Source organism: Natronosalvus vescus (assembly GCF_023973145.1).
Taxonomy (GTDB): domain Archaea; phylum Halobacteriota; class Halobacteria; order Halobacteriales; family Natrialbaceae; genus Natronosalvus; species Natronosalvus vescus.
This window is the reverse complement of record NZ_CP099546.1, coordinates 3,383,368-3,407,023: the sequence shown is the minus strand read 5'-3', so window position 1 is coordinate 3,407,023 and position 23,656 is coordinate 3,383,368. Positions and strand designations below refer to the sequence as shown.

Annotated in this window: 19 protein-coding genes; 4 read left to right on the top strand and 15 right to left on the bottom strand. The window is 60.7% G+C overall.

Annotated elements, in window-relative coordinates:
• The first annotated feature begins 64 nt into the window (after nt 1-64).
• Entirely contained in the window at nt 65-310 is a 246-nt protein-coding gene (locus tag NGM68_RS16210; protein WP_252699265.1) for a hypothetical protein, read from the top strand.
• A 61-nt stretch (nt 311-371) separates the two neighbouring features.
• Here NGM68_RS16210 and NGM68_RS16205 read toward each other — a convergent pair whose 3' ends face one another.
• The 6 genes from NGM68_RS16205 to NGM68_RS16180 form a co-directional block, all read right to left on the bottom strand.
• Nucleotides 372-794 carry a hypothetical protein gene (locus NGM68_RS16205; RefSeq protein ID WP_252699264.1) on the bottom strand — a complete coding sequence of 141 codons (423 nt, stop codon included), beginning with the start codon at nt 792-794 and terminating at the stop codon, nt 372-374.
• Nucleotides 791-3,400, bottom strand: a complete 2,610-nt coding sequence (locus NGM68_RS16200; protein ID WP_252699263.1) for a penicillin acylase family protein — start codon at nt 3,398-3,400, stop codon at nt 791-793. The genes NGM68_RS16205 and NGM68_RS16200 overlap by 4 nt, the downstream gene beginning before the upstream one ends.
• A gap of 84 nt (nt 3,401-3,484) precedes the next feature.
• Nucleotides 3,485-4,597: an ABC transporter permease gene (locus tag NGM68_RS16195; RefSeq protein ID WP_252699262.1), complete on the bottom strand. Its 1,113-nt coding sequence runs from the start codon at nt 4,595-4,597 to the stop codon at nt 3,485-3,487.
• Nucleotides 4,587-6,449, bottom strand: coding sequence for an ABC transporter permease subunit (locus NGM68_RS16190; RefSeq protein ID WP_425493581.1), 1,863 nt, complete (start codon nt 6,447-6,449; stop codon nt 4,587-4,589). The genes NGM68_RS16195 and NGM68_RS16190 overlap by 11 nt, the downstream gene beginning before the upstream one ends.
• 38 nt (nt 6,450-6,487) lie before the next feature.
• Nucleotides 6,488-7,402 carry an ABC transporter ATP-binding protein gene (locus NGM68_RS16185; RefSeq protein ID WP_252699261.1) on the bottom strand — a complete coding sequence of 305 codons (915 nt, stop codon included), beginning with the start codon at nt 7,400-7,402 and terminating at the stop codon, nt 6,488-6,490.
• Between the two features lie 117 nt (nt 7,403-7,519).
• Nucleotides 7,520-8,566: a DUF7972 family membrane protein gene (locus NGM68_RS16180; protein ID WP_252699260.1), complete on the bottom strand. Its 1,047-nt coding sequence runs from the start codon at nt 8,564-8,566 to the stop codon at nt 7,520-7,522.
• Nucleotides 8,567-9,209: 643 nt separating this feature from the next.
• Between NGM68_RS16180 and dacZ the strand changes: the two genes are divergently transcribed.
• Nucleotides 9,210-10,022 carry a diadenylate cyclase DacZ gene (dacZ, locus tag NGM68_RS16175; RefSeq protein ID WP_252699259.1) on the top strand — a complete coding sequence of 271 codons (813 nt, stop codon included), beginning with the start codon at nt 9,210-9,212 and terminating at the stop codon, nt 10,020-10,022.
• Nucleotide 10,023: 1 nt separating this feature from the next.
• A complete protein-coding gene (locus NGM68_RS16170; protein WP_252699258.1) occupies nt 10,024-10,788 on the top strand; it encodes a mechanosensitive ion channel family protein in 765 nt (254 codons plus the stop codon).
• 671 nt (nt 10,789-11,459) lie between these two features.
• Here NGM68_RS16170 and NGM68_RS16165 read toward each other — a convergent pair.
• Nucleotides 11,460-12,638, bottom strand: a complete 1,179-nt coding sequence (locus NGM68_RS16165; RefSeq protein ID WP_252699257.1) for an AI-2E family transporter — start codon at nt 12,636-12,638, stop codon at nt 11,460-11,462.
• A 360-nt stretch (nt 12,639-12,998) separates the two neighbouring features.
• Between NGM68_RS16165 and NGM68_RS16160 the strand changes: the two genes are divergently transcribed.
• Nucleotides 12,999-13,691, top strand: a complete 693-nt coding sequence (locus tag NGM68_RS16160) for a DUF5806 family protein (protein WP_252701442.1) — start codon at nt 12,999-13,001, stop codon at nt 13,689-13,691.
• Nucleotides 13,692-13,830: 139 nt separating this feature from the next.
• On the opposite strand, the gene NGM68_RS16155 is transcribed toward NGM68_RS16160, so the two are convergent.
• The 8 genes from NGM68_RS16155 to NGM68_RS16120 all read right to left on the bottom strand — a co-directional run bounded on the left by NGM68_RS16155 (nt 13,831) and on the right by NGM68_RS16120 (nt 23,655).
• Nucleotides 13,831-14,445, bottom strand: coding sequence for a DUF7529 family protein (locus NGM68_RS16155; protein WP_252699256.1), 615 nt, complete (start codon nt 14,443-14,445; stop codon nt 13,831-13,833).
• A 122-nt stretch (nt 14,446-14,567) separates the two neighbouring features.
• The gene (locus tag NGM68_RS16150; protein ID WP_252699255.1) at nt 14,568-15,944 is read right to left on the bottom strand and encodes an ABC transporter ATP-binding protein; all 1,377 of its coding nucleotides are present in this window, start codon (nt 15,942-15,944) and stop codon (nt 14,568-14,570) included.
• A complete protein-coding gene (locus NGM68_RS16145) occupies nt 15,941-17,236 on the bottom strand; it encodes an ABC transporter ATP-binding protein (RefSeq protein ID WP_252699254.1) in 1,296 nt (431 codons plus the stop codon). Before NGM68_RS16145 ends, NGM68_RS16150 begins: the two co-directional genes overlap by 4 nt.
• A 1-nt stretch (nt 17,237) precedes the next feature.
• Nucleotides 17,238-18,245 (bottom strand): ABC transporter permease, encoded by a 1,008-nt coding sequence (locus tag NGM68_RS16140; protein ID WP_252699253.1) that lies wholly within the window; start codon nt 18,243-18,245, stop codon nt 17,238-17,240.
• Nucleotides 18,246-18,261: 16 nt separating this feature from the next.
• On the bottom strand, nt 18,262-19,251 hold the full coding sequence (locus tag NGM68_RS16135) for an ABC transporter permease (RefSeq protein WP_252699252.1): 990 nt from the start codon (nt 19,249-19,251) through the stop codon (nt 18,262-18,264).
• 22 nt (nt 19,252-19,273) lie between these two features.
• Complete coding sequence (locus NGM68_RS16130; RefSeq protein ID WP_252699251.1) at nt 19,274-20,893, bottom strand: ABC transporter substrate-binding protein; 1,620 nt, start codon at nt 20,891-20,893, stop codon at nt 19,274-19,276.
• Between the two features lie 231 nt (nt 20,894-21,124).
• On the bottom strand, nt 21,125-22,420 hold the full coding sequence (locus NGM68_RS16125) for an ABC transporter ATP-binding protein (protein WP_252699250.1): 1,296 nt from the start codon (nt 22,418-22,420) through the stop codon (nt 21,125-21,127).
• On the bottom strand, nt 22,417-23,655 hold the full coding sequence (locus tag NGM68_RS16120; RefSeq protein ID WP_252699249.1) for an ABC transporter ATP-binding protein: 1,239 nt from the start codon (nt 23,653-23,655) through the stop codon (nt 22,417-22,419). Before NGM68_RS16120 ends, NGM68_RS16125 begins: the two co-directional genes overlap by 4 nt.
• Nucleotide 23,656: the final 1 nt, after the last annotated feature.

The window sequence follows — 23,656 nt, the reverse complement described above, 5'->3', positions numbered from 1 at the left end:
AGCATATAAATGCCTTCGAACTCACCACACAACCCGTTAGTCCGACGATAGCCTCCTTGCGATCATGAGTGACTGTTCGATGGATGATCGATCGAAGCGGGCGGGGGATACTGGGCGAAACGCAGAGCAGTCGCGGAAAGTAGCGGCGACCTGCACCTCCTGTAACGCCGTGTATGCCGCCGAGGCGTGGCCTGACGGTAAAGTCCGTCCGATCGGACGACGCGAGGGGTGTCGTTGTGGCGAAACCGATTTCAAGGTGATCGAAACGGCTGAATCGGATTCGATGCCACCCCGACCGGATAACTCGTAATCGATCCCTGGCAGTCGATCGTGAAACTGCATTGGAATCTAACCCGGGAACGGGTACTCGATCAAACCACGCCGCGGGCCAGCGCACCTAGCGCCGGCAGCCCGATTCCCGCACCCAATGTCAGATAGATGGCTGGGGCCATCTCGAGCGCCCGTATCGAAATCCCGCCGAGCGAAAGCGCGAAGGCGACGAGGACGAGGGCACCGAAGGCTATGCCGTAAGCAACGGCGATCGAGAGTCGACGCGCACAGAGACCAACGAGTGCGCCGCCGACGATCAGACCGAGCCAGTGGAGCCACGAGAACGCCAGCCCGACCACGACGGCCAGCGCGAGGGCGATGACGTGGGGCCGACGTTCCGTTCGGACTCGAGTCAGGACGCTTCGAGCCCCTCTCGAGTCGACGCTGGAGGGGTCGTCGGAAGGCTCCGCGGCAGCGGTGGCGCGAATCGGTCCATCCGCTTCCGTCGACGTTTTCTCGCTCATTCGGCACCTCCCGGATCGTCCGGACGTCCGAAAGCACGATCCTCGCCACCATCGTCGTCAGTCCCGTAAAACTCACGTTCTGGCTCGTCGAATTGGATACTCGTCTCGCCGTCGGCCTCGAGCGCCATCGGTTTGTACGTTCCGTCGGCCCAGCGGGCGAACTGATCGTCGTAGTGCGGCGAGAAGTAGTCGCCGGAGTTTCCGCCGGGGAGGATCCCCCACCCGTCGCCGCCAGGTTCGACGACCATCCGCCAGCTCGCCCCCACGGAACGCTCGACCCGGTAGTTGTCGACGGTCGCTCGCGATCCGTCGCGCTGGCGTTCGTCGTAGTTGAGAAACGCCGCTTCACCCCCGAGGGGATGGCCGATTGGGGCCGTCGTGTTCCAGTCGCCGTATGTCTCCCACTCCTCGTCCTCGAGTTCTGATACCGCCTCCTCGAGCGCCGTCACCAGCAATTCAGCCCGCGACCGATTCGCGAAGACGGGGCTGTCTTCGGGAAGGGTGGTGACCACCCAGTCGTTCGGGTAGTACCCTTCGTCGAGATCGGTGTCCTCGAACAGCGGGTCGAGTACTGCCTCGCGGTAGTGCTCGATCCACCGGGCGAACAGGAGGGCTCCATGGGAGTCACGATCCATCCGGTAGTCCCACCCCTCGAGGATCTCCAGGGCGTCCTCGAGCGTCTCCGGATCCGCGGCGAGACCGGCGTCGATCGCAGAGTGACCGATCGCGAGCAGGTCGGGGACGAGGTCGACCGCCCGCTCGTCACGGGTATCAGTTTGCAATCGTTTGTGGAACTTGACGTCGGTCGCCTCGTTGGCGTCCGTTGCCTCGTCGAGGACGTCGTAGATTCGCCGCCCACGGTACGGTGCGGCGTACGCGACGCCGACGTAGTGTTCTGGATCGTCGACGACGCGCTGGTTCGCGGTCGCAACGACGGTCGGATCGATCGCCGTCGGCCGTTCGTCGAAGGGGACGAATCCGTCCCAGGTGGATCGGCCGTAGGGAGTGAAACCCCCCCACTCACCCTCGCCAGCGGAGCCGTCGAAGACACGATTGCCGTCGACGACCTCGCCATCGACGTGCCGGATCGGGAGCTGCCCCGTCGCGACGTACAACGTCCGCCCGTCGGAATCGGCGTACAGCAGGTTCTGGGTCGGTAGATCGAATTTCCGGGCCGCTTCGAGGGCGTCGTCGACACCCTCGCTGACCCCGAGTTCGTACACTGCCTGGGTCGTCCGAGTGGCAGTCAGTCCCGTCCAGGAAACACCGACGTGTTGACCCTCGCGCTCGAGCAGCGGGCCGTGAACGGTCTTTCTGACCGTGAACGTGCGGTTCTCCCCGCCTGAAACGACGAGTTCGCGTTCCTCGAGATCGAACTCGCGCCACTCGCCCTCGTATCGGTAGCGTTCCGCCTCGTCGTCGATTTCGTAAGTGTAACAGTCGAGGACGTCCGCACCGACGTTCGTGACGCCCCAGGCACCGACCTGGTTGGCTCCGATGATGACGAACGGAACGCCGGGGAACGTGACCCCGCGGACGTCGGTTTCGGGCGTGTCGATGTGCTGTTCGTACCACAGCGGCGGCGTCATCAGTTCGAGGTGCGGATCGTTCGCGAGGATCGGCGTCCCGTTCTCGGTGTTCTCGCCCGAGACGACCCAGCTGTTCGAACCGACGCCTGGTGGCGATTCGAACTGTGAGAGCCACTCGAGGAGGGTGGTGTCTGGCTCGTCGGCGGTGGATGTAGAGTTGGAGTCGGTGGACGAAGACGTGGAGGTGGAGTCAGAGGCAGCGGTGGATCCACTCGAGTGCACTCGCTCTCGTCGATCGGTGGCCGCTGTCTGATCGTCGTTCTCCGCCTCACCACGTCCCCGAACACCCCGAAGCTCCCCGAGGTCGTCGACGTGTTCCGATTCGGTTCGTAAAATAGGGACGTCGTGATCCATCCGATCCGGATACAGTGCGTCGATGAGATCTGCCTCGAGCTGTGTCTCGATTAGCTCCCGGCGAAGCGCCCGAAAGTTCCCGGTGAGCCCCCACGAGATCTGCTTTTCCATCAACAGCGTCTCCACCGGCGTCCAGGGATCGGGGTCGTAGCCGAGCAACTCGAACTCGAGGGGGAGGCGGTGGTTCTCGACGGCGGCGTTCACGCCCTCGCTGTAGGGTTCGATGAGCGAGCCCGCATGGGTTTCCTTTACTGTTTCCCAGGTCGCTTCCGCCGCACCGACGAAGTCCATTCGGGCGTGGAATTCGTCGCTCTCGAGGGCGATCACGCCGAAAATAGCCGAAAGTTCCCCGCGCATCTGCCGTCGCTGGAGGTCGAGCTGGAAGGCCCGGTCGAAGCCGTGGAGATAGCCGATGGCAAAGTACGCTGCTCGCTCGTCGTCGGCTTCGACGTGAGGGACGCCCTCGTCGTCGATCCGGACGGTCGCCTCGCCGTATGGGTTGTCGACCCGGTCAGGATGCTCGCGGCCGGCGGCATCCCAGGCGTCGCCCGAGAGCGGGGCGAACTGCTCGAGGAGGTCGCTGGCGGCCGACAGCGAGAGGCCGGCTACGCTCGCGACCAGCGCGGCCGCGAGAACGCCTCGCCGTGTAGTCTCCCGGTTCACGGCCGATGAGTTTCGTGTCACGCCGTATAACTTCTCGGGTTGCTAGGGTGTCCGTTGTGAGCCAACCGGCTCACGAGCGACCCATTACAGCGCCGTTGCGTCCACCCGATCGACCCCGAGACGAAGACAGAAGTACGCACCAAGAGCGACGATCCCGTAGCTGGCGAGCAACAGCCACGTCGTCGTCGTTGCACTGCCGATGGCCAGTTTCGCGATCGTGTTTGCGGGATGCTCCGGCAAGAGGGTCGTGACCACGAGCAGGCCGACGATTCCGGCGGAATAGAGCAACTGTGCTTGTTGCCGATCGGGGGCGTACAGGGCCACGCCGAGACCGAGCGCCACGATGAGTAACGCGAACGCGGACACCAGGACGATCAACGGGGCGGCGTGAACGATCGCCGTGCCATTTACCGCCAGCAGCAACAACCACGCGAGCGCCTGCAGTGGGGCGAGCGTCGCCGTCGCCACCAATTTCGCATCGATCACGTCCACGAACGAGAGCGGTGCCACCTGGAGCAGTTCGAGGGTTCCCCGCTGGCGCTCCTCGATCAGCGAATCGACCGCGATCGACCCGCTGATGAACACCGGCAAGAACAACAACAGCGGAATCAGGATGGTGTAGGTGAACCCGATGTACGGGTTCCCGCTCGTGGATGGGACGGGCAACGGCGGCGACTCGAGTCGATCGGCGTTGGCTTGGCGCTCATTGAACTCGACGGCCTGAAACGTCTCCTGTAGCTCCGCGATCAACAACGTGGTGCCGATCCCCTCGTCGGGGGCTGTCACGATCACCGCGAGCGTCCCGTCCTCGAGCCGATTTGTCTCGAGGACGGCAGCGACGCGCCGCTGACTGAAGTCCACCCGCGCGTCAGCCGGATCGTCGTACAGTCGCGGCTCGATGGCGTCGCGCTCGCCGACGGCCTCGAGCAGTGCGTCCCGGTCGTCGCCAGTGAGGGCGACGGTCATCTCCTGTCCGTCGACGGCGCTCGGATCGTACATCGAGACGAGGCCGACGACGAGAAAGCCGGAGAACCCGGCGATGACGAGTTGAATCGCCAGCGCGAGCACGATGGTCTTCTCCGAGCGAAGGGAACGCCACTCGCGAACGACGATCGCCAGACGGGCGTTCAACGTCGTGTTCGCGTTGGCGTCCTCGTTCGCTGATACGGTCGCAGTCGACCCCGGCTCACGCGACAAGGAGGATCACCCCGACGTTGTAGGCCGCGTGTACGAGCGTGGCACAGCAAAACGCCAGTGCGTAGGTGGTGCGCCCGCTCCTGGCACCGATCGCACCCATGACAGCCGTGACGACGTGGAGCACGAGCGGGGCGAGGGCCACCGCCACGACGACGGTGAGCGGGGCGCTCGAGAGCGTCGGGCCGAACGCGGCCTGGCCCTCGAGCAGTTCAGGGAGGCCGACGAACTGGACGACGTGGGTCAGTTTCTCCCCGAGAAAGAACCCGAGTCCGGAGAGGGCCCCCAGCACGACGGCGACCCGAAGCGAGGATTCGAACCGGGAGTGAGCGTAGCCAGCGTAGACGTGGATGCTCTTGGCGAATTCCTCGACGGCAGCGGCGACGACGAAAATGATCGGGAGCGACAGCGTCTCCGGCAGGGCGAACACGAGCGCGACGGTCAACAGCTGAGCGGCGAAGACGAACGGGATGAAGACGATCGGCATGGCGAAGACGCTCGCATACCCCCGGACGTGGGTCGCGACGGCGTCGATTGCCTTCGCGGGGATCGGCTTCTGGGTGAACATGTCTTCCTCGCGGTAGCTGCCCATGCCGAACCCGAAGAGGACGAGCGCTCCGAGGTAAAACGGTGCCGTCGAGAAGAGGTACTCGGCGAACCGAACGCTCTCGCCCTGGAGATCGAGGACGACGAGTGTGAGCGGCGAGATCATGGCGATCGGCGTCACGTCGGTGAAGATCGCCGGGACGAACGTGTACGTCGTCAGAAAGACCGAAATCGCGACCGTGACGAACGTGAGTTCCTTGAACGATCGAGCGAACATCGCACCGACGAACGCCGCAGCGAGGAAGAGCAACGCAATGGGGAACACGGCGGCGACCGAGACAGTTCCACCCTCGATGGCGACGGCGATGGCGATCACGATAGCCGTCACTCCCAGGAGATACGGGAGGGTCTTCCCGGCGACGATCTCGTAGCGCGAGGCCGGCGAGACGAGCAGGAGTTCTCCCCGACGGTTGATTCGCTCGTCCATGATCGTGCTCCCGTACGCCTGAATCACGAAGTTCATCGGGATGACGAAGAGGAAGGCGAGCACGAGCGACTGGAAGGGAAACGGCGGCGTGATCGAGCCGGGTGTTTGTGGGTGGGCACTCTCCTCGATGGAGCCACCCCCGAACTCCGGGACGCCGATTCCGCCGTCGGAACCGTCACTCGAGTCGCTGGCTTCCTGCCCACCGTCACCCGTCGACGAATCTGTGTCCGTCGAGTCGTCACGCTGCTGGTCGGATTCGTCGGTGGATCCCTGCGAACCGGTCTCGAGTTCCGCGAGGGAAGCTCGTTGTTCGTAGAACAGACTGACGCGAACGGGGAAGGCAGCCGCTTGATCCATCTCCTCGAGCATGCGAGCCTCGTTCACGATCGCAATCGCGTCGGCGAAGGTGGCGTAGGCGGCTTCCCCCTTCGGTGTGTCAGCATGATCGATCTGGCCGTTTCGATAGACGACGACGTCGGCATCGGCCGTGGGCGGTACCGTCCTGAACGTCGGGTCGTCGACGGCGACGTCGTAGTAGGGGCTGTCCTCGTCGACGGAAACGGTGTATAGACCGTCCTCGAGTCCGACGCCGTCGTCGACGGTCGCGAAGCCAACGACACCGACAGTCAGCAGGAGGGCAAGAACGACGACGGCAGTCGTTCGATCGACCGTGCCGGTGGTTCGGCTAACCTCCCAGCGGGTGATCCGGCCGGTACGTCTCAGGACGCTTCGCCAGCGTCGGACGACAGTGCGTACCGGTGAGTCGGCGTCGTCGGCCTCGGTATTGCTCTCTGGTACATCTGCCCCATTTCTCTCGGACACATCCGCCCCATCGCTCTCTGGCACATCCGATCCTACCGTCACGCAGACGCCTCCCCAGCCACCTCGAGGAAGATCTGCTCGAGACTCGGCGTTTTCGTCTGGATGTCCGTAACCTGGCCGCCCGCCCGTTCGACGGCGGTTCGAACCGCGTCGACGCCGTCCATGTCGCTCACGACGTAGCGTATCGTGCCGTTTTCACGAGCGACTGAACGAACAGGGGCGGCGATGGCATCCTGGCCGACCGCGACGCCACCGTGCGTATGGGTTGCGGTGACGTGGTACGTCGTGCCGCCGTAAGTCGAGCGGATGTCCGCGATCGTGCCGCGGGCGACGATCTCACCCTCGGACATGATTACGAGCCGGTCACAGATGCTCTCGACGTGAAAGAGGTTGTGCGCGCTGAAAACGACCGTCTTCCCCTCGTCTGCGAGTTCGCGCGTGAACTCGAGGACGTAGTTCGTCGTCACCGGATCGAGCCCGGAAGCGGGTTCGTCGAAGATGAGCACGTCGGGATCGTTGACCAGCGCCCGCGCGATAGCCACCTTTCGTTTCATTCCCTTCGACATGTTGCCGAGTTCGCGATCACGGTGCTCGAGATCCAGACGGTCCAGCAATTCGGCGATGCGCTCACTGGCAACGCCCCGAGGCACGTCGTAAAGGTCGGCGAAAAACTCGAGATAGGAAATCGGCGTCATCTCCTCGTACAGCGGTGATTGTTCGGGGAGAAAGCCGAGCCGGCGCTGCATCGCGGGCTCGCCGGCGCTGTGACCTGCAACGATGGCGGTGCCACCGGTCGGTTCGATCAGACCGGCGAGCATCTTCAGCGTCGTGGTCTTGCCGGCACCGTTGTGGCCGACGATGCCGAACACCTCGCCACGGTCGATCGAGAACGAACTTCCCTCGACGGCGACGAACCCTCCGTACTCCTTGCGAAGGTTCGCAACTTCGATCATCCAATTGTACCGATAGAGGGAGACCCCGCAGAAAAGGGTAGCGGCCGTGACTGTCGATCCGGTCGAACAGTCACGAAAGCCGACGTCAAGCGGCGCTCGAGGGTATCTATCGTCCCGTTATTCGTCACCGAGTGATCCCTTTTCCTCCTGTGGTAGCTCCTGCTGTAACACGAACGGGCCAAAGTCGGCGGCCGTCCGTCGGGCGATCGTCGCGATACGAATCGCGTAGAACAGCAAGACTGCAAAGGGGCTGAACAGAGCCGGGATGGTCACGGTGACGATAATCCAGTAAACGGCGGGATGGAAGTCGAGCGCCAGCAGGTTGTCGTAGCCAACGACGACGAACGCCCCACCCAACAGTGTCGGAAAGCCAACGTACAGCAGGATCTTCGAGAGATCGGCAAGTTCCTGTTGCATGTAGACGGTTTTGAAGTACTGGCGACTCACGTGGATATCACCGAGCAGTGCCTCCAACAGTTCGAGTCGTTCGACATCCCGATCCGAGAACTCGTCGCCGTGGTTCTCCCGAAGTCGCCGGAGTACCTGAAGCTGCCAGGAATCGTTGTAGCGGATGATGACCTCGATGACCGTGAACGAGCCAAAGGAGGTGTCCTCGAGCGTCGACACTGCTTCGGCGTCGAGGTCTGTCGTATGCTCGACGTGCGTCTCGATAGCTGCAGCCAGTTCGCTCGAGTCGACGCAGTCTCGGTGAGCGGTTCGCCACTCGCGTGCCGCCCGGTGTTTGGCTTCGATCAGTACCCGGAGAAACGCCGCTGGCTCGACCGGGCTCGGTGACACGCCGGTGTGGGATTCGACCTGTCGCCGGAAGTCACGGGTTTCTTCCAGCCGTGTTTCGAACGTACCGGTCGTTCCGAACTCCTCGGAGAGGATCAGCTGATTGATGGCGAGTACGACGGTGATAAATGGGAGCATCCCGCCGATCAGCGCCGCAGCGAGGGTGGTGACGTGTTCGCTCTCGGTGGGTGTGATAATGCCTCCAGCGATCAGGAGTGCCGAAAGCACCAGTACACACACCAGGAGGAGTGCTGAGAGGAGCCCACGATCACCGTTGAGGAAAACCCAGCGGTTGACTGAATCGAGATTCACGTGATCCCAGAACGACCGATCAGCGTGGGAGGCTGGGGGGCCGTCGTTCTCAGCCATGGTGAACGAACACCGGGATGACGTATGATACCCCCGTGTGGCGGCGACCGCCGCGGACGTCTCGAGCGGGTTCTCACGGGTGTATGTGAGTGTATCCGATCAGCCCGGGCGAAAATATCTGACATGGTTATCGCGATGATACATAGTGAGAGCGCATACCCGCGTCTTTAGGCGCGGGTCGAGCGGTAGGCCCAGTGAAACGTCCGAAATCGATGGCCGGACAGGATTTCCATCGTAACTGTTTTGATGTGGCCCACGTCCCATGGAGTACTACGAATACCGTGAGATGCCGACCCCGAACCTCAAGGGGTATTGAACCAGCGGTGGTTCGCACGGCGATGACATGGTATTCGACGGGGCCTAGTTGACCGGGCCACAGCCCTATACAGGGGAATAAACGAGAGTTCCTCCGGTATGCTACCGGTTCCCCTTGAGTGCGGGTTGGAACCTCGAACGCCACACTCGGCGGAAATCCGATGGTCGGATTCCACGTCCTTCAGGGCGTGGAGGAGGTCAAAGAAGAAGTCGTAGCTATGGTGGGTTCGGTGTTCGCTCCGAATACGGCGATACCAGCAATCGGTGGCAGACACATGTCAGACGCTCCCAAAACGCTTATTCGATCGGAAACTGGTTGTAGTAGACAATGGTCGAAGTAGACGACGTGTTCGGGGATCTCTTTTCGGATGTCGAGGCAGTCGTCCTCTTTTCTCCAAGCGGCTCGTACTACGAACGCCTCGCGGATATCGACGACCTCGAACTCATCGTCGTCGGGACTGAAAACAACGTCAGCGCCAAGACGTTCGTCGAACTCCCGATCGAATTCCAGAACGTCGCCGAACGGATCCGGTTCGGCCTCGAGGGTGGCCTCCAGCAGGGAATTATCGAAGACGGTGACGAACTGGCGTGTGCGACGAGCGTCTTCGGCGACGGTATCGACACCATTTCGCGCGTGCGCGCCTCCGTCGACGATCAGTCCGGAATCTACAACCTGTTCGCGAAATCGCGAGCCGATCCCGAAGTCATCAAATCGGTCCTCGAGCTGGCTATCGAACTCGGAAAGAAAGGGCAAAAAGGAAAACCGGTGGGTGCGCTGTTCATCGTCGGCGACGCTGGCAAAGTGATGAACAAGTCCCGCCCGCTGAGTTACAACCCGTTCGAGAAGTCCCACGTGCACGTGGGTGACCCGATCGTGAACGTCATGCTCAAGGAGTTCTCCCGGCTCGATGGCGCGTTTATTATCTCCGATTCGGGGAAACTGGTCTCTGCCTACCGCTACCTCGAGCCCTCCGCCGAAGGGGTCGACATTCCGAAGGGCCTCGGTGCGCGACACATGGCTGGCGGAGCCATAACGCGCGACACGAACGCCATCGCGATCGTCCTCTCGGAGAGCGACGGGATGGTACGGGCGTTCAAAGCCGGCGAGATTATTCTGGAGGTCGACCCGGAGGAGTACTGACATGCCACTACAGACGTTCATCGACGAGCCGGTCGTGATAGCGATGGCCGTGTTGGTGCTCGGGCTCACCATCGGCTACGTCGTCGGTCGGCTGAACGAAGAGTTGCTTCGGGCGGCGGGGGTTCCCGAGGCCGTCGAGGGAACTCCGTTCGAACGGACTGCCCAGTCTCTCGGCACGTCGACGGTCAAAATCGTCGCCCGGCTGAGTTCGTGGTTTATCTACGGTATCACGCTGCTCACGGCGATCCACATCGCCCAGCTGTTTCCTGCGGAAGCGTACTGGCAGACGATCGTTATGTTCGTCCCGCAGTTGTTCGTGGCGATACTCGTGTTACTCATCGGGTTCGTCGTCGCCGACAAGGCCGAACTCGCCGTCAGTGAATACCTCCGGGGCGTCAAACTCCCCGAGGTGTCGATTCTCCCGAAGATCGTCAAGTACTCCGTCCTGTACGTGGCGTTCCTCATCGCCCTCGCGCAGATCGGCGTCCACGTGTTCCCGCTCGTCGTCCTCATGACCGTCTACGCCGTTGGCCTGGTGATCGTCGGTGCGTACGCATTCAAGGACTTTCTGGTCTCGAGCGCCGTCGGGATGTACCTCCTGTTGAACCAGCCCTACGGCATTGGCGACCGGGTCGAAATCGGTGATCGAGTGGGCATCGTCCAGGAGGTGACGCTGTTCGTGACGAAAGTCGAGTCCGACTCGAAAGAGTACATCATTCCGAACCGGGTCGTCTTCGAGAACGGGTTCGTTCGCATTCGCGACTAAACACGTTACACGGAACCGACTAGAACGTCCTTATTCTGTTGAAATCCTTCGTCTCTTACATTATTGGCCTGCTGCATGCAGAGGAATATACAGCACTCCACTATCGTTGTGAGTACATAATTATTCATGTTTAATCTTAGAATTGTTGCGTGAACTGAACATCGCCGGGCAGAAAGCCTATATTCGGACATATAATGGTTACGTTTATGAAAGACGGTCGTTGCTCGCTGGTAGCATCGCGAGTTCAATAACTATGATTGGTTGCTTGATTAATAGAAACTCATAGGAGGAGGATTTTGTTTCATCTCAACCAACAGAAATCATCGAGAGTAATTTCGAAACCGATGTAGACACTGACGCCAATTGGGGAGACGAACCGATAATCACAGTAGAGCCAGACGCCTCAAAAGTTATCATTGAAGGAATTAGTCAGTACGGGTCTTCTTCCTGTGGCTACCTCAACGATCACGAACCATCTTATAATCCGGAAGATGCGGAGTTGTCCGTGGTCGTAACCGCTGAACAAGACCGATCTGATGCCAATCATAATTGTGATGATGATCTCACCTCGTCTTCTTACCGGTTTGTTGTCCAGTTTGATGAGGGTGTTCCCGCAATAATTAAAGCAGCACACCCATTTGACCAGCGGACTACAAAAGAACTCTAATTGACTACCGTCTCAAGGCGACGCCATCCTCTTCACTGGCGGGCACTGTACGACTCGACGGGATAGACTCGTCTTCGCTGAGCTCGGTGAACTCCCCGAGTCGTGTTTGCCGGTTATCCGTTTGCTCGCCCGAGAGCACGTACGGAAGGAGAACAGTGACGGCGTTGATCACGAGGATCAACAGGATCGGTGCGAGAAAGAGCCCGTAGAAACCAAAGACGACTGGGCCGATGATGTACGAGACCAGCAACATCCCCGTATGGGTCTGCTTGCCGCTGATGTGGGCGCGGATAAAGAAATCGGGGATAAAATCGACGAAGACTCCGCTGACCGCTACGAAGATGCCAACCGGAATCAGCAAGGAGAGATCACCCGTCATCCAGGCATTGACCGCGAGCAGAATCGCCACCGGGACGTAGACGAGTTTGATACCAATGACGGGGATCAGGCTGCCGATGCCGGCGAGCGCACCGACGAGTGCCGGAAACGGCACGTGAACGGCTGGTGGGGCGAAGAAGTTGTATAGGTAGAAGGTGACGACGCCCACAATCGCCGTCACGAACACGTTGACGATATTCCCGAACAGCGTCATCGATAGCTCCGGATCGACACCGTCTCTGTACGCTCGGAGGATGCCTGATTCGTCGTAGTTGGTCAGCAGCCACGACATCAGTCGTGGGCCGTCGATGAGCATGTAATAGGTCAACACGACGAGGATGAGCATCTGCACGATCGCTCCGCTCACGACGCTGATCGTCCCGACGAGACTCACGAAGACGACCCCAAGCGATGCCTGTGTCGCCGCTTCCGCCAGCATTGCCTGGATCTCCTCGAATTCGAACCCGGTCAGATCGATTTCCGTGAACAGCTCATCGAGGAACTCGTCTTGGATGTCGTAGGCCTCGAGTAACACCTGCGTCTCGATGGCAATGACCGCCACGGTGTACATGAGGAGGACGATGAATGGGATGCCAAAGAGGACGAGCGCCAGCATTGCACGGATTCGCCTCGGCAGTCCAAATCGCTCGAGCGTGCGATAGATTGGCCTGACGGCGTAGTACAGAAAGACCGCGAAAACGATGACTGCGAGAAAGGAGACGGCGATGTAGGCAACCAGCGCGAACAGGAAGACGACGATCGAACCCACGGCAAGCCGTCGGCCGAGTTCGCGGTCGAAAGACATAGCGTGGAGTATACGTCAGCGCTATTTTATCTTGACGGACACGGCTACGGTCGTTTTGGCTGTGAACCTCGAGTCGACCCCGATTCACCGAGGACAATCCTTATTTCGGCCGTCTCGGAATGAGCGTGCATGAACGAGGACGCCGATTCCGGATCTGGATCGGAGCCGACGACGGGGACGAAATCGAAATCGGAATCGAAATCGAAATCGGAATCGACGGAATCGGACGTAGAGCCACGGACTGACGATGCATCCCTCGAGGATGACGGTTCCAAAACGGACGGTAGAGATAGCGAGGTCGACGGTACTGATGCAGAGAGCGACGGTGACGATGGCGACGATAGGGGGAGTTCCGAAGCAATCCGCGACCGAACTCGAGAGCGAACCGCCCAGTCACCCCACGAAGAACACCCACGACAGGAGGAAACAGCAAGTACGACGGAATCAGACGGAACTACCGAGGGCACACCCAACCCCACTGAAACGGACACCGCTGCAACCGACGCAGATTCGTCCATGCCCGGCGTCCCCGACCCGGACACGCTCGAAACGGCAGACGACGTCCCCGAAGAAGTCCAGAAATACGCCCGCTTCAGTAAAATGGACGGTGCCCAGTACGACCGCGTCAACGAATTCCTGCGTGACCGAACCTACATCACCGCACGCGAGTGGGCAATCGCCCGATTGTGCTCTGACTTCCGAACCGAAACGGGCGTCGAGATGACGAAAATCGGTGAGAACCTTCCCGAACTCGTCCCGTTCATGACCGACACCTACACACCACAGGCGGTCAATCAGGCTCGTACCTCGTTCGAAGACAAAGTTCGAACCGCCGGGGCGACGTTTCTCTACGGGGCGATGTGTGATTTCTTTACGGCCGAGGAGCTCGACGACGTCATGTACGAAGCCACCGAAGTCGCGAAGTTCCTGCTCGAGGTCGAAGGCGTCGACCTCGCCGTCGAAGACGAACTCGAGGCCGAAGAACGGATCTCGAGCGTGATGCGGGAGGTTCGGGAGGCGAGCAAACAACTCCGCGACGAAGACGTCGAGTAACGATTTGTGCACGTACGTTCGTAGGGGTCTGCGGGCCGGAAACGGTAGGCCACGCCTCGAACGCGGCTACGGTGGCGTGTGATGTACGGTCGAAGCGAGCGATACGCACCCGACTCTCGAGCGGTGATTCGAGACCGTCTCAGGAATCGTCGTTGCCTTCACTTTCGGCATCGGTATCGCCATCGGCATCGACATCCGAGTCGCGAGCCGCTCCCTCCGCTTTCAGCCGGTCGCGTTCGGCCTGGATCGCCGCCTGCGCCTGCCGGCGCGGATTCTGCTCGATGACCGACTGCAGGTGGGATTCGTCGACGAACAGCGAGGGATCGTCGTGGACGAACGTCACCCACTGATCGATCGTCAGCGGTCGCAGGTGAACCTGTAGCTCCTCGTCCTCGAACGCTTGCTCGAAAATCGTCTCAAATTCGGCGACGGAGTAGGCCATCGGGATCACGACGGCAACCTCGGTGGTCGTGTCGAGTTCGATTACGACGGCGTACACGACGGTGCCGACCGTGTGCTGATACACTTCGGCACCGTCGAACGACACGTTGGGATCGTCGATGAGCGATTCAATCTCCTCGTACTCGCTTCCCGGGAGAAGGACACTCAAGCCGAACCGTTCGTCTTTCTCAGTAGGAGATACGTCACCTGGGTGAACTGTACGGACTTCCCAGCCGTTTTCGCGATATTCCTCGGCAAGTGCCGTCGCATCCGCCAACACCTCCTCCCATAGCTCGCCCTGTCCGTTTTTCATCGTTTTGTGTCACCTCTACCGCGTACACCGAGCCATGCTCCCTGTTCCATACCCCAATCCGCGAGCGTCAGCGGGAAAAACGTTGTCGTCGACATCGACACGAATCTCGGTTGGAGCGCCCCTCAAAAGCTGTCGTGATCGGCCGCCACCTCGCGCTGAACCGATGTCGTTTGGGGCTCGCCAGCGAGATGACAGGCAACCGGATGTTTCCCGTCGCCTAACGGTGGGTTCTCCTGTTCGCAGATGCTCCTGTACGTCTCGCGTAACTCCCGGGCTGCCTGCTCCCAGTTGTCGACAGCGAGGGCTTCGAGGGCGTCGTCGACGATGTCTTTGTGACTCGGCGGTAGGTCGGTCTCGAGCACGTGTGCTCGTAGTGCCGAGACGAACGCGTCGACGTCCCCGACCACGATGCCGTCGTCACTCTCCTCGACGCTTTCGTCGACCACCTCGAGACTGATGCTTTGAGACTCGATGCGCTCTCGGAGATTCATGATCTCGCGGTACTGGTGTTGTGTGAGTTCGTTCTCGATCTCCTCGGGTGGAATAACCTGCGGACAGCGCGTTCGGAACCGACAGCCACTCGGTGGGTTCCGGGGGGACGGAACGTCCCCTGTGAGTGGTTCCCGATTCCGATGTTTTTCCGCAGTGGATGCCCGGGGAACGCTCTCGAGGAGTGCCTGGGTGTAGGGGTGTTTCGGGTCGTCGAAAATCTCTTCTACGGGGCCGATTTCGACGATTTCCCCCAGATACATCACGGCGACGCGGTCACAGATGTGGCGAATCACCGAGAGATCGTGGCTGATCAGGAGGTACGTCAGGTCGAACTCGTCCTGGAGGTCGTCGAGCAGGTTCAACACCTGCGCCTGGACGCTCACGTCGAGGGCGCTCGTGGGTTCGTCGAGGACGATGAACTCCGGTTCGAGCGCCAGCGCTCGGGCGATGCCGATGCGCTGGCGTTGCCCGCCGGAGAACTCGTGTGGATAGCGATCGATCTGATCCGCGGAGAGGCCGACGCGTTCGAGCAGGTCACGCACCCGTTCTCGGCGTTCCTCGGCGGTTCCGATCTCGTGGACGTCGAGGGGCTGGCGGATGATCCGACCGATCGTCATCCGGGGATCCAGACTCGAGAACGGATCCTGGAAGACGACCTGAGCCTCCCGACGGAAGTGCTGGAGGTCACCCCCCTCCATCTCGTAGACGTTCTTGCCGTCGAACTCCACCTGACCGTCAGTCGGCTCTTGCAAACGCAGAAGCGTCTCACCGGTCGTGGATTTCCCGCAACCGGACTCGCCGACCAGCCCCAGCGTCTCTCCCTCGTAAATGTCGAAGCTCACACCGTCGACGGCCCGCACGGCGACCGGTTCGTCCCCGAGCAGTCGATCCAGTAGCGAATTGTTCTCCCAGAAGTACTTCTCGAGGCCGTCGACCCGAACGAGCGGATCATCGTAGGTTCGCTCGAGCGCTGTTCCCGGTTCGCCGCGTTGATCGTCGATACTCATCGCGTGTCCTCCGTTGCGTCCTCTCGTTCGGTCGATCTGTTCGTGTCGAGTTCGTGACCGCCGTCGGACTCCATCCCTTCGGCAGCGGGTGCGGTCGAGCCCTGAGGAGTTCCGTCAGCCGTCTCGGTGTCGAAAAAGTCGTTCGAAAGCGCCCGTGATTCGTCGTACAACATCTCTGCGAGATAACACATCGTCTCGTGTTCACCGTCTCCAACGTCGAACTCGGGTGGGTGCTCGAGACAGTCTTCCATCGCTTTCGGGCAGCGGTCGGCGAAGTAACACCGATCTCCCATCTCACTGTCGAGGAGGCTCGGAACGTTGCCTGGTATCGGCTGGAGCCGACTGCCAGCCCCGGCGAGGTCGGGGACGCTTCCGAGCAACCCCTGTGTGTACGGATGGACGGGGTCGTCGAACACGTCCTCGAGGGTGCCCCGTTCGACGATTTCGCCGGCGTACATCACGCCGACCCGATCACACATCCGGGCGACGACGCCGAGGTTGTGCGTGATTAGGAGGATCGTCATTCCCGTCTCCTCCTGGAGCTCCGAGAGTAAGTCGAGGATCTGGGCCTGGATCGTCACGTCCAGAGCGGTCGTCGGCTCGTCGGCCACCAGGACGTTCGGTTCGCCCGCGAGCGCCTGGGCAATCATTGCACGCTGGAGCATCCCACCGGAGTACTCGTGGGGGTATTCCTCCGCCCTGAGCGGTGCGTCGGGGATCCCCACGAGCTCGAGCAGTTCGATTGCCCGCTCAGTGCTCGATTCGGTCACGTACTTCTTCGAGCCCATCACCGTACTCATGAGGTATTGGCGCAGTCCGTACCCCTGGGTTCGGGAGGCCACCGAACGTGGGTTTGCCCGCGCACGTTGCTGCGCCTCGACGGCCTCGGCAATCTGTTCGCCGACTGTGATCGAGGGGTTGAAACTGCTCATCGGATCCTGGAAGATCATACTGAAGTGTGTTCCCCGAAGCGTTCGCCGAACGTTCGACGGAAGTGCCTGGAGATCGACGAACTGCCCGTCGACCGCATCTGGGTGATCGTCTGCCACGGTAGCGACCAGGTCGGCGTTTCGATACCAGATCGAACCGGCCGTGACGTACCCCGGAGGCTCGAGGAGGTCGATCAGCGATCTCGCAGTAACCGATTTTCCGCTCCCCGACTCGCCAACGATGCCGAACACTTCGCCCTCGTACACGTCGAGGTCGAGCGATTCGACCGCGTTCACCTGACCCTCCTCGGTGAAAAAGCGGGTGTCGAGTCCGGTGACGCGGAGCAGTGGATCGGAAATCATCTCACATCCCACCCCCGTGTTCGCCACCGATTCCAGGGTCGAGGGCGTCCCGGAGCCAGTCGCCGAGCAGGTTGATGCCAACCACCGTCACGACGATTGCCAGTCCCGGAATGCTGGCTATCCACCAGGACGTGCCGAGATAGTCACGACCCTGGGCGATGTCGAAGCCCCACGAGAGTGTCGTCCCCGAGAAGCCCAGGAAGGAGAGCGAACTCTCGAGGAGGATGATCGCAGCGACCTGAATCGTCGCGAGGACGATGATCGGGGTGAGACTGTTCGGGAGGACGTGCTGGCGAAGGATCGTCCAGTCGCTCGCGCCAACACTACGTGCCGCTTTGACGTACTCTTCCTGTCGGATAGACAATGCTTCTCCCCGGGAGATGCGGGCGAACCAGACCCAGTTGACGATACCGACGACCAGCGTGAGTGTTACCGGAAACGCGAACGTCTCCGGCATTCCCTCGACCAACCCGGCAGCAACGAACGGGTCGGGTATCCGTATGGTCATCGCCCCGAACAGTCCAACCAGTGAGATGGCGAGGACGAGTGCCGGGAACGCGAGCATTATATCCGCAAATCGCATGAGCGTGTCGTCGACCCGACCACCGTAGTAGCCCGCAACCAGGCCGACACCAACGCCCAGGGCCACGGCGATTCCCGTTCCAGCGATGCCAACCATGAGCGACGTGCGAGCCCCAAACAGCACACGCGAGAAGAGATCTCGCCCGAGCGCGTCCGTGCCAAAGGGATGATCCATCGTTCCTCGAGTGGTCGTTTCGACGGTCTCACGCTCACCATCGACCATGCGGAACTCGTCGGTGGTGTAGGTGACGCCTGCCGGCGGCAGATTCGACTCATCGAGCCCCTGCTGCGTCGGGTCGTGTGGGGCAAAGAACGGAGCGAAAATCGCAGTCAAGAGGACGACGACCACGAAGAACAGGCCGATCTTGGCCATCAAGCTGTTTCGAAACTCACGTTTGAGGCTCTGTCGAACTCGATCCGAGATCATCGATTACCCCCACCGTTCATTCGTAGCTCACCTTCGGATTGAGATACGTGTACAGGGCGTCGACGGCGATATTGATGACGACGAACCCGATCCCGATGACGATGAGCGCCCCCTGGATGATCGGCCAATCGCGGACGTTGATCGCATTAATGATCAGCGTACCGAGGCCCGGCCAATTGAAGACGAACTCGGTGATAACCGCTCCGCCGATGAGCGACCCGAGTTGCAGTCCAAGAACGGTGATGATCGGAATCATCGTATTCCTGAGGACGTGTTTGTACCTGACGAGCGTCTCCGGGAGTCCCTTCGCCCGCGTCGCCTGAACGTACGATTTGCCGAGTTCGTCGAGCATCCCGCTTCTGGTCAGCCGGACGATCATCGCGGTGAAGTACGTCCCGAGGGTAATCGCTGGAAGGATGATGTGAACGACCCACTCACGAATCCCCTGGGTCTCGAGCTGGAATATCAGTAGCTCCATGGCGGGTAAAAACCCGATGGGACGACGGCTCGTCGGCAAGATGCCGAGGCCAACCGAAACGATCAGGATCAGCATGATGCCGAGCCAGAAGTTCGGGGTGCTGATGCCGACCAGCGAGAACCCGGTGGCAGCGTAATCGGCGGGCTCGTGACGACGGGTTGCGCTGATCACGCCCAAAGGGATCGAGAAGATCATGGCGACGATGGTCGCAACGATCGCGAGTTCGATCGTCGCAGGGAGTCTGGCGAATATGATCGAACTCGCTGGCTGTGATCGGAGGTACGAGTACCCCATATCGCCCTGCGCGAGGCCGAAGAGGTACTCGAAGTACTGTACGTAAATCGGTTGGTCGAGACCGAGATTCGCGGCAACTTGCTCGCGAAGTTCGGGCGAGGCGTCCAGGGGGGCGACGAAGTCGACTGGGCTCCCGGGTGTCATGTATCGGAGGAGAAACACGAGCGTAACGACCCCCCAGATGACGAACAATCCCTGTAACCCCCGTCGCAAGAGGAAGTGATACTGTGACATGAATCGATAAGCGATCGTCCGACTACCTGAGCGACATCTCGTAGGCGAGAGCGTACTCGTCCTGTCGCGGTTCCCACTCGACACGCTCGTTGAGACCGTAGATGAGGTATTCGCGGTTCAAGAACACGAACACCGCCAACTCGTGGGCCAGTTCACACGCGTCCATCAGCAACTGTTCGCGTTCGTCCTCGTCGACTTCGGTCGCAGCGGCATAAATGAGGTCTTGCAGATCGTCGTCGATGAACGTGTACTGTGAAGTGTCCTCGGTGAACCAGGGGAACAGGTTCTGCTGGGCGTCGAACGTCGTGTTCCCCCAGCCGATCAGGAAGAACGGCGGCGTCGTTTCGATGTCGCCGTCGAGTAACGTTCCCGCGAGTTCGCCGAAGTCACGCATCTCGATCTCACACGAGACGTTGTCGAGGTCGTCGATGTATCCAACACAGGACTGTGCGATCTCGTCGCTCTGGAGGTACCGGCCGGCCGGCACGTGGAGTTCGATTTCGACGCCCGCGTGACCGCTTTCGTCGACGAGCTCCTCGGCCCGTTCGGGATCGTACGGATACGGATCAAGGTCTGGGTTGTGACCGAAGTAGCCCTCGAGTGTCGGCTGAGCAGTAGCGTCACCGAAATTGTTGAGGACGTTTTCGATGATCGCATCGAAGTCGATCGCGTAATTCATCGCCTGGCGGAATTCCTGACTGTCGAAGGGTTCGACGTCGTATCGCATCGGCAGCATGAGGATTCGCGTACTGGGTGCTTCACCGATGTAAAGATCGTCGTCACCGTCGATACTCGGTGCGTCATCCGGTGGAACGGCGGTCGAGATGTCAACCTCTCCAGCCTGTAGACTGTTGATTCGCGTACTCGATTCGGGGGCGGCATCGATCGTGAGCTCCTCGATCTCGGCTTCGCCCTGCCAGTAGTCTGGGAAGCTGGTGAATCGGGTATACTCGTCCGTAACGAACTCCTCGAGCTGATATGGCCCGGTTCCGTTGATCTCCTGGCCCACCTCGTCTGCATCCCGATCCATCACCCACGACTCCTGAACGACGGGACAGTACGACGCGAGATTGGCGAACGCAGTCGGGTTCGCCCCGTCGGAGTGGACGATGATCGCGTGTTCGTCATCGTCCACTTCGGCTCCGGTGACACCCGCGAGTTGGTCTGCTTGTGGACTCTCGAGGTTCCCCTCGTCCGGGTTGACGACGCGGTTGATGCTGAACGCTGAGTCTCCAGGGACTAGTTCCTCCCCATTGTGGAACTGAACGTCCTCACGAATCGTCAACTGATGTCGATCGTCGTCGAGGATCTCCCAGTCGGTTGCGAGCCCGTCCGTGATCTCGCCATCGGGATCACGGGCGAGGTGGAGTTCGTACGCCTGTAAGAGGACGTTGTCCGTCGTCGTTTCACGGTGGTCGTGGGGATCGAGCGTCGTCGGATCCTGGGTCTGGCTGATCCAGATCGAGGAGTCATCGTCGCCCGTGTCGGTACCGTTGCCGGTGTCATCAGTACCATCGTCGGTTGCTCCTGGATCGTCTTCTCCTTCCCCCAGACACCCAGCCACACTCGCCGTCGCGGTTGCTGCACCAGCATACGCGAGGAATGATCGTCGACCGATACGCGTGTTGTTTCCATGTGACATAGTACAGGATTGGTGCACTAGTATATAAGTTATGGGTCGTTCGGCGAATGTATTGCACAATTACACGTATTCAGAACCTCTACTGGAGTGGCATGACAATTTAATGAAAACGATTAAGTACAATCTAGTGATGTGAATTATCGAACGTACGGCACATCGGCTGCCAGCGATGATTTGACGGAAAAACAGGCTTTCGGCCGACGACTCGATCCGTACCCGACGACGTTCCGCTCACACGTGTGGACTATCGTCGTAGAGATGGCAAGCCACTGGATGGGTTTCACCACCGAGAGCAGGATTGTCGCGTTCGCAGACGCTCTCGTATGCCGATCGTAGTTGCTCGGCGGCTTCTTCCCAGTTTTCGTCGGCGAGTTCGGTCAGCGCATCGTCAACGATCGCCTGGTGTCTTGGCGGTAGTTCCGTCTCGAGCACGTGTGCTCGTAGTGCCGAGACGAACGCGTCGACGTCCCCGACCACGATGCCGTCGTCGGTCTCCTCGACGCTTTCGTCGACCACCTCGAGACTGATACTCTGGGACTCCACACGTTCCCGGAGGTTCATGATCTCGCGGTACTGGTGCTGTTCGAGTTCGTTCTCGGTCTCCTCGGGTGGAATAACCTGCGGACAGCGCGTCCGGAACCGACAGCCACTGGGCGGATTCCGCGGCGACGGAACGTCCCCCGACAGCGTCTCGCGGTCGCGATCACGTTCGTCGGTCGAGGCCCGGGGAACGCTCTCGAGGAGTGCCTGGGTGTAGGGGTGTTTCGGGTCGTCGAAAATCTCCTCGACGGGGCCGATTTCGACGATTTCCCCCAGATACATCACGGCGACGCGGTCACAGATGTGGCGAATCACCGAGAGATCGTGGCTGATCAGGAGGTAGGTGAGCCCAAACTCGTCCTGGAGGTCGTCGAGCAGGTTCAACACCTGTGCCTGGACGCTCACGTCGAGGGCGCTCGTGGGTTCGTCGAGGACGATGAACTCCGGTTCGAGCGCCAACGCCCGGGCGATGCCGATGCGCTGGCGTTGCCCGCCGGAGAACTCGTGTGGATAGCGATCGATCTGATCCGCGGAGAGGCCGACGCGCTCGAGCAGGTCGCGAACTCTCTCGCGGCGTTCCTCGGCGGTTCCGATCTCGTGGACGTCGAGCGGCTGGCGGATGATCCGACCGATCGTCATCCGGGGATCCAGACTCGAGAACGGATCCTGGAAGACGACCTGAGCCTCCCGACGGAATGCCGTCTGGTCAGCGCCCTCGAGCTCGTAGACGTTCTCCCCCTCGAATTCGACCCGGCCGCCGGTGGGTTCCTGGAGTCGAAGGAGCGTCTCACCGGTCGTCGACTTACCGCAACCGGACTCGCCGACCAGCCCCAGCGTCTCTCCCTCGTAAATGTCGAAGCTCACACCGTCAACGGCTCGGACGGCGACCGGTTCGTCACCGAGCAGTCGGTCGAGCCAGGAGTCCTGCTCCCAGAAGTACTTCTCGAGGCCGTCGACGCGAACGAGTGGGTCGTGCTGGCTACTCATTTGGTCTCACCCCCGTCTGTCGTTGCCGCACGTTCGTCGACCGTCTCTGCCTCTTCTGGCGCACTCTGGAAGTACGCGTTCGGGAGCGCTTCAGTCTCGTCGTACTCGCGTTTGGTGAGTACACAGCGAGCCGCGTGGTATTCGCTCCCGCCGGCGTCGAACTCCGGTGGGTGCTCGAGACACGACTCCATCGCTTTTGGACATCGGTCAGCGAAGTAACACCGGTCGTCCATCTCGTGATCGAGGAGACTCGGGACGTTTCCGGGGATCGGGTTCAGCCGATCGGTCGCGGCATCGAGATCCGGAATCGAGCCAAGCAACCCCTGTGTGTACGGATGGACGGGGTCGTCGAACACGTCTTCGATGGTTCCTCGCTCGACGATTTCGCCGGCGTACATCACGCCGACGCGGTCGCACATTCGGGCGACGACGCCGAGGTTGTGCGTGATCAGGAGGATCGTCATTCCGGTCTCTTCTTGCAGATCCGAGAGCAGGTCGAGCACCTGTGCCTGGATCGTGACGTCCAGAGCGGTCGTCGGCTCGTCGGCCACCAGCACGTCCGGTTCGCCAGCCAGTGCCTGGGCAATCATTGCACGCTGGAGCATCCCGCCGGAGTACTCGTGAGGGTACTCCTCGGCTCGCTGAGCCGGATCCGGAATCCCGACGGTCTTTAAGAGTTCGATCGCCCGTTCGTAACTCGCGTTCGTGACGTAGCGCTTCGACTTCAGCACGATCGATAGTGCGTACGATCCCAGTGAGTACTGCGGCCCTTGCGTCTTTGCTTTCGTCGAGCGCGGATTTGCGTTGGCCCGGCGCTGAACCTCGACGGCCTCAGCGATCTGTTCACCGACGGTGAGACTCGGGTTGAAGCTGCTTTCAGGATCCTGAAAGATCATGCTGAAGGACGTCCCCCGAAGCGAGCGTCGGGCGTCTTCCGGAATAGCGAGGAGGTCGACCAGATCTCCGTCGACGGCCTCTGGGTAGTCGTCGTGTATGGTCTCTGCAAACGACGCGTTCCGGTACTCGATTGACCCGCTGGTGATTTCCCCTGGTGCTTCGACCAGATCCATGATGGACAGCGCTGTAACGCTCTTTCCGCTCCCGCTTTCGCCGACGATGCCGAACACTTCACCGCGTTTCATCGTCAGATCGAAGTTCGAAACGGCGTTTACCTGGCCTTCGCTGGTGAAAAATCGGGTCGACAGATCGTTGATCCGTAAGATATCCTCGCTCATT

Coding starts and splice junctions, on each gene's coding strand:
- NGM68_RS16210 (WP_252699265.1), top strand. CDS start 65: ATGAGTGACTGTTCGATGGATGATCGATCGAAGCGGGCGGGGGATACT.
- NGM68_RS16205 (WP_252699264.1), bottom strand. CDS start 794: ATGAGCGAGAAAACGTCGACGGAAGCGGATGGACCGATTCGCGCCACC.
- NGM68_RS16185 (WP_252699261.1), bottom strand. CDS start 7,402: ATGATCGAAGTTGCGAACCTTCGCAAGGAGTACGGAGGGTTCGTCGCC.
- NGM68_RS16180 (WP_252699260.1), bottom strand. CDS start 8,566: ATGGCTGAGAACGACGGCCCCCCAGCCTCCCACGCTGATCGGTCGTTC.
- dacZ (WP_252699259.1), top strand. CDS start 9,210: ATGGTCGAAGTAGACGACGTGTTCGGGGATCTCTTTTCGGATGTCGAG.
- NGM68_RS16170 (WP_252699258.1), top strand. CDS start 10,024: ATGCCACTACAGACGTTCATCGACGAGCCGGTCGTGATAGCGATGGCC.
- NGM68_RS16165 (WP_252699257.1), bottom strand. CDS start 12,638: ATGTCTTTCGACCGCGAACTCGGCCGACGGCTTGCCGTGGGTTCGATC.
- NGM68_RS16155 (WP_252699256.1), bottom strand. CDS start 14,445: ATGAAAAACGGACAGGGCGAGCTATGGGAGGAGGTGTTGGCGGATGCG.
- NGM68_RS16150 (WP_252699255.1), bottom strand. CDS start 15,944: ATGAGTATCGACGATCAACGCGGCGAACCGGGAACAGCGCTCGAGCGA.
- NGM68_RS16145 (WP_252699254.1), bottom strand. CDS start 17,236: ATGATTTCCGATCCACTGCTCCGCGTCACCGGACTCGACACCCGCTTT.
- NGM68_RS16140 (WP_252699253.1), bottom strand. CDS start 18,245: ATGATCTCGGATCGAGTTCGACAGAGCCTCAAACGTGAGTTTCGAAAC.
- NGM68_RS16135 (WP_252699252.1), bottom strand. CDS start 19,251: ATGTCACAGTATCACTTCCTCTTGCGACGGGGGTTACAGGGATTGTTC.
- NGM68_RS16130 (WP_252699251.1), bottom strand. CDS start 20,893: ATGTCACATGGAAACAACACGCGTATCGGTCGACGATCATTCCTCGCG.
- NGM68_RS16125 (WP_252699250.1), bottom strand. CDS start 22,420: ATGAGTAGCCAGCACGACCCACTCGTTCGCGTCGACGGCCTCGAGAAG.
- NGM68_RS16120 (WP_252699249.1), bottom strand. CDS start 23,655: ATGAGCGAGGATATCTTACGGATCAACGATCTGTCGACCCGATTTTTC.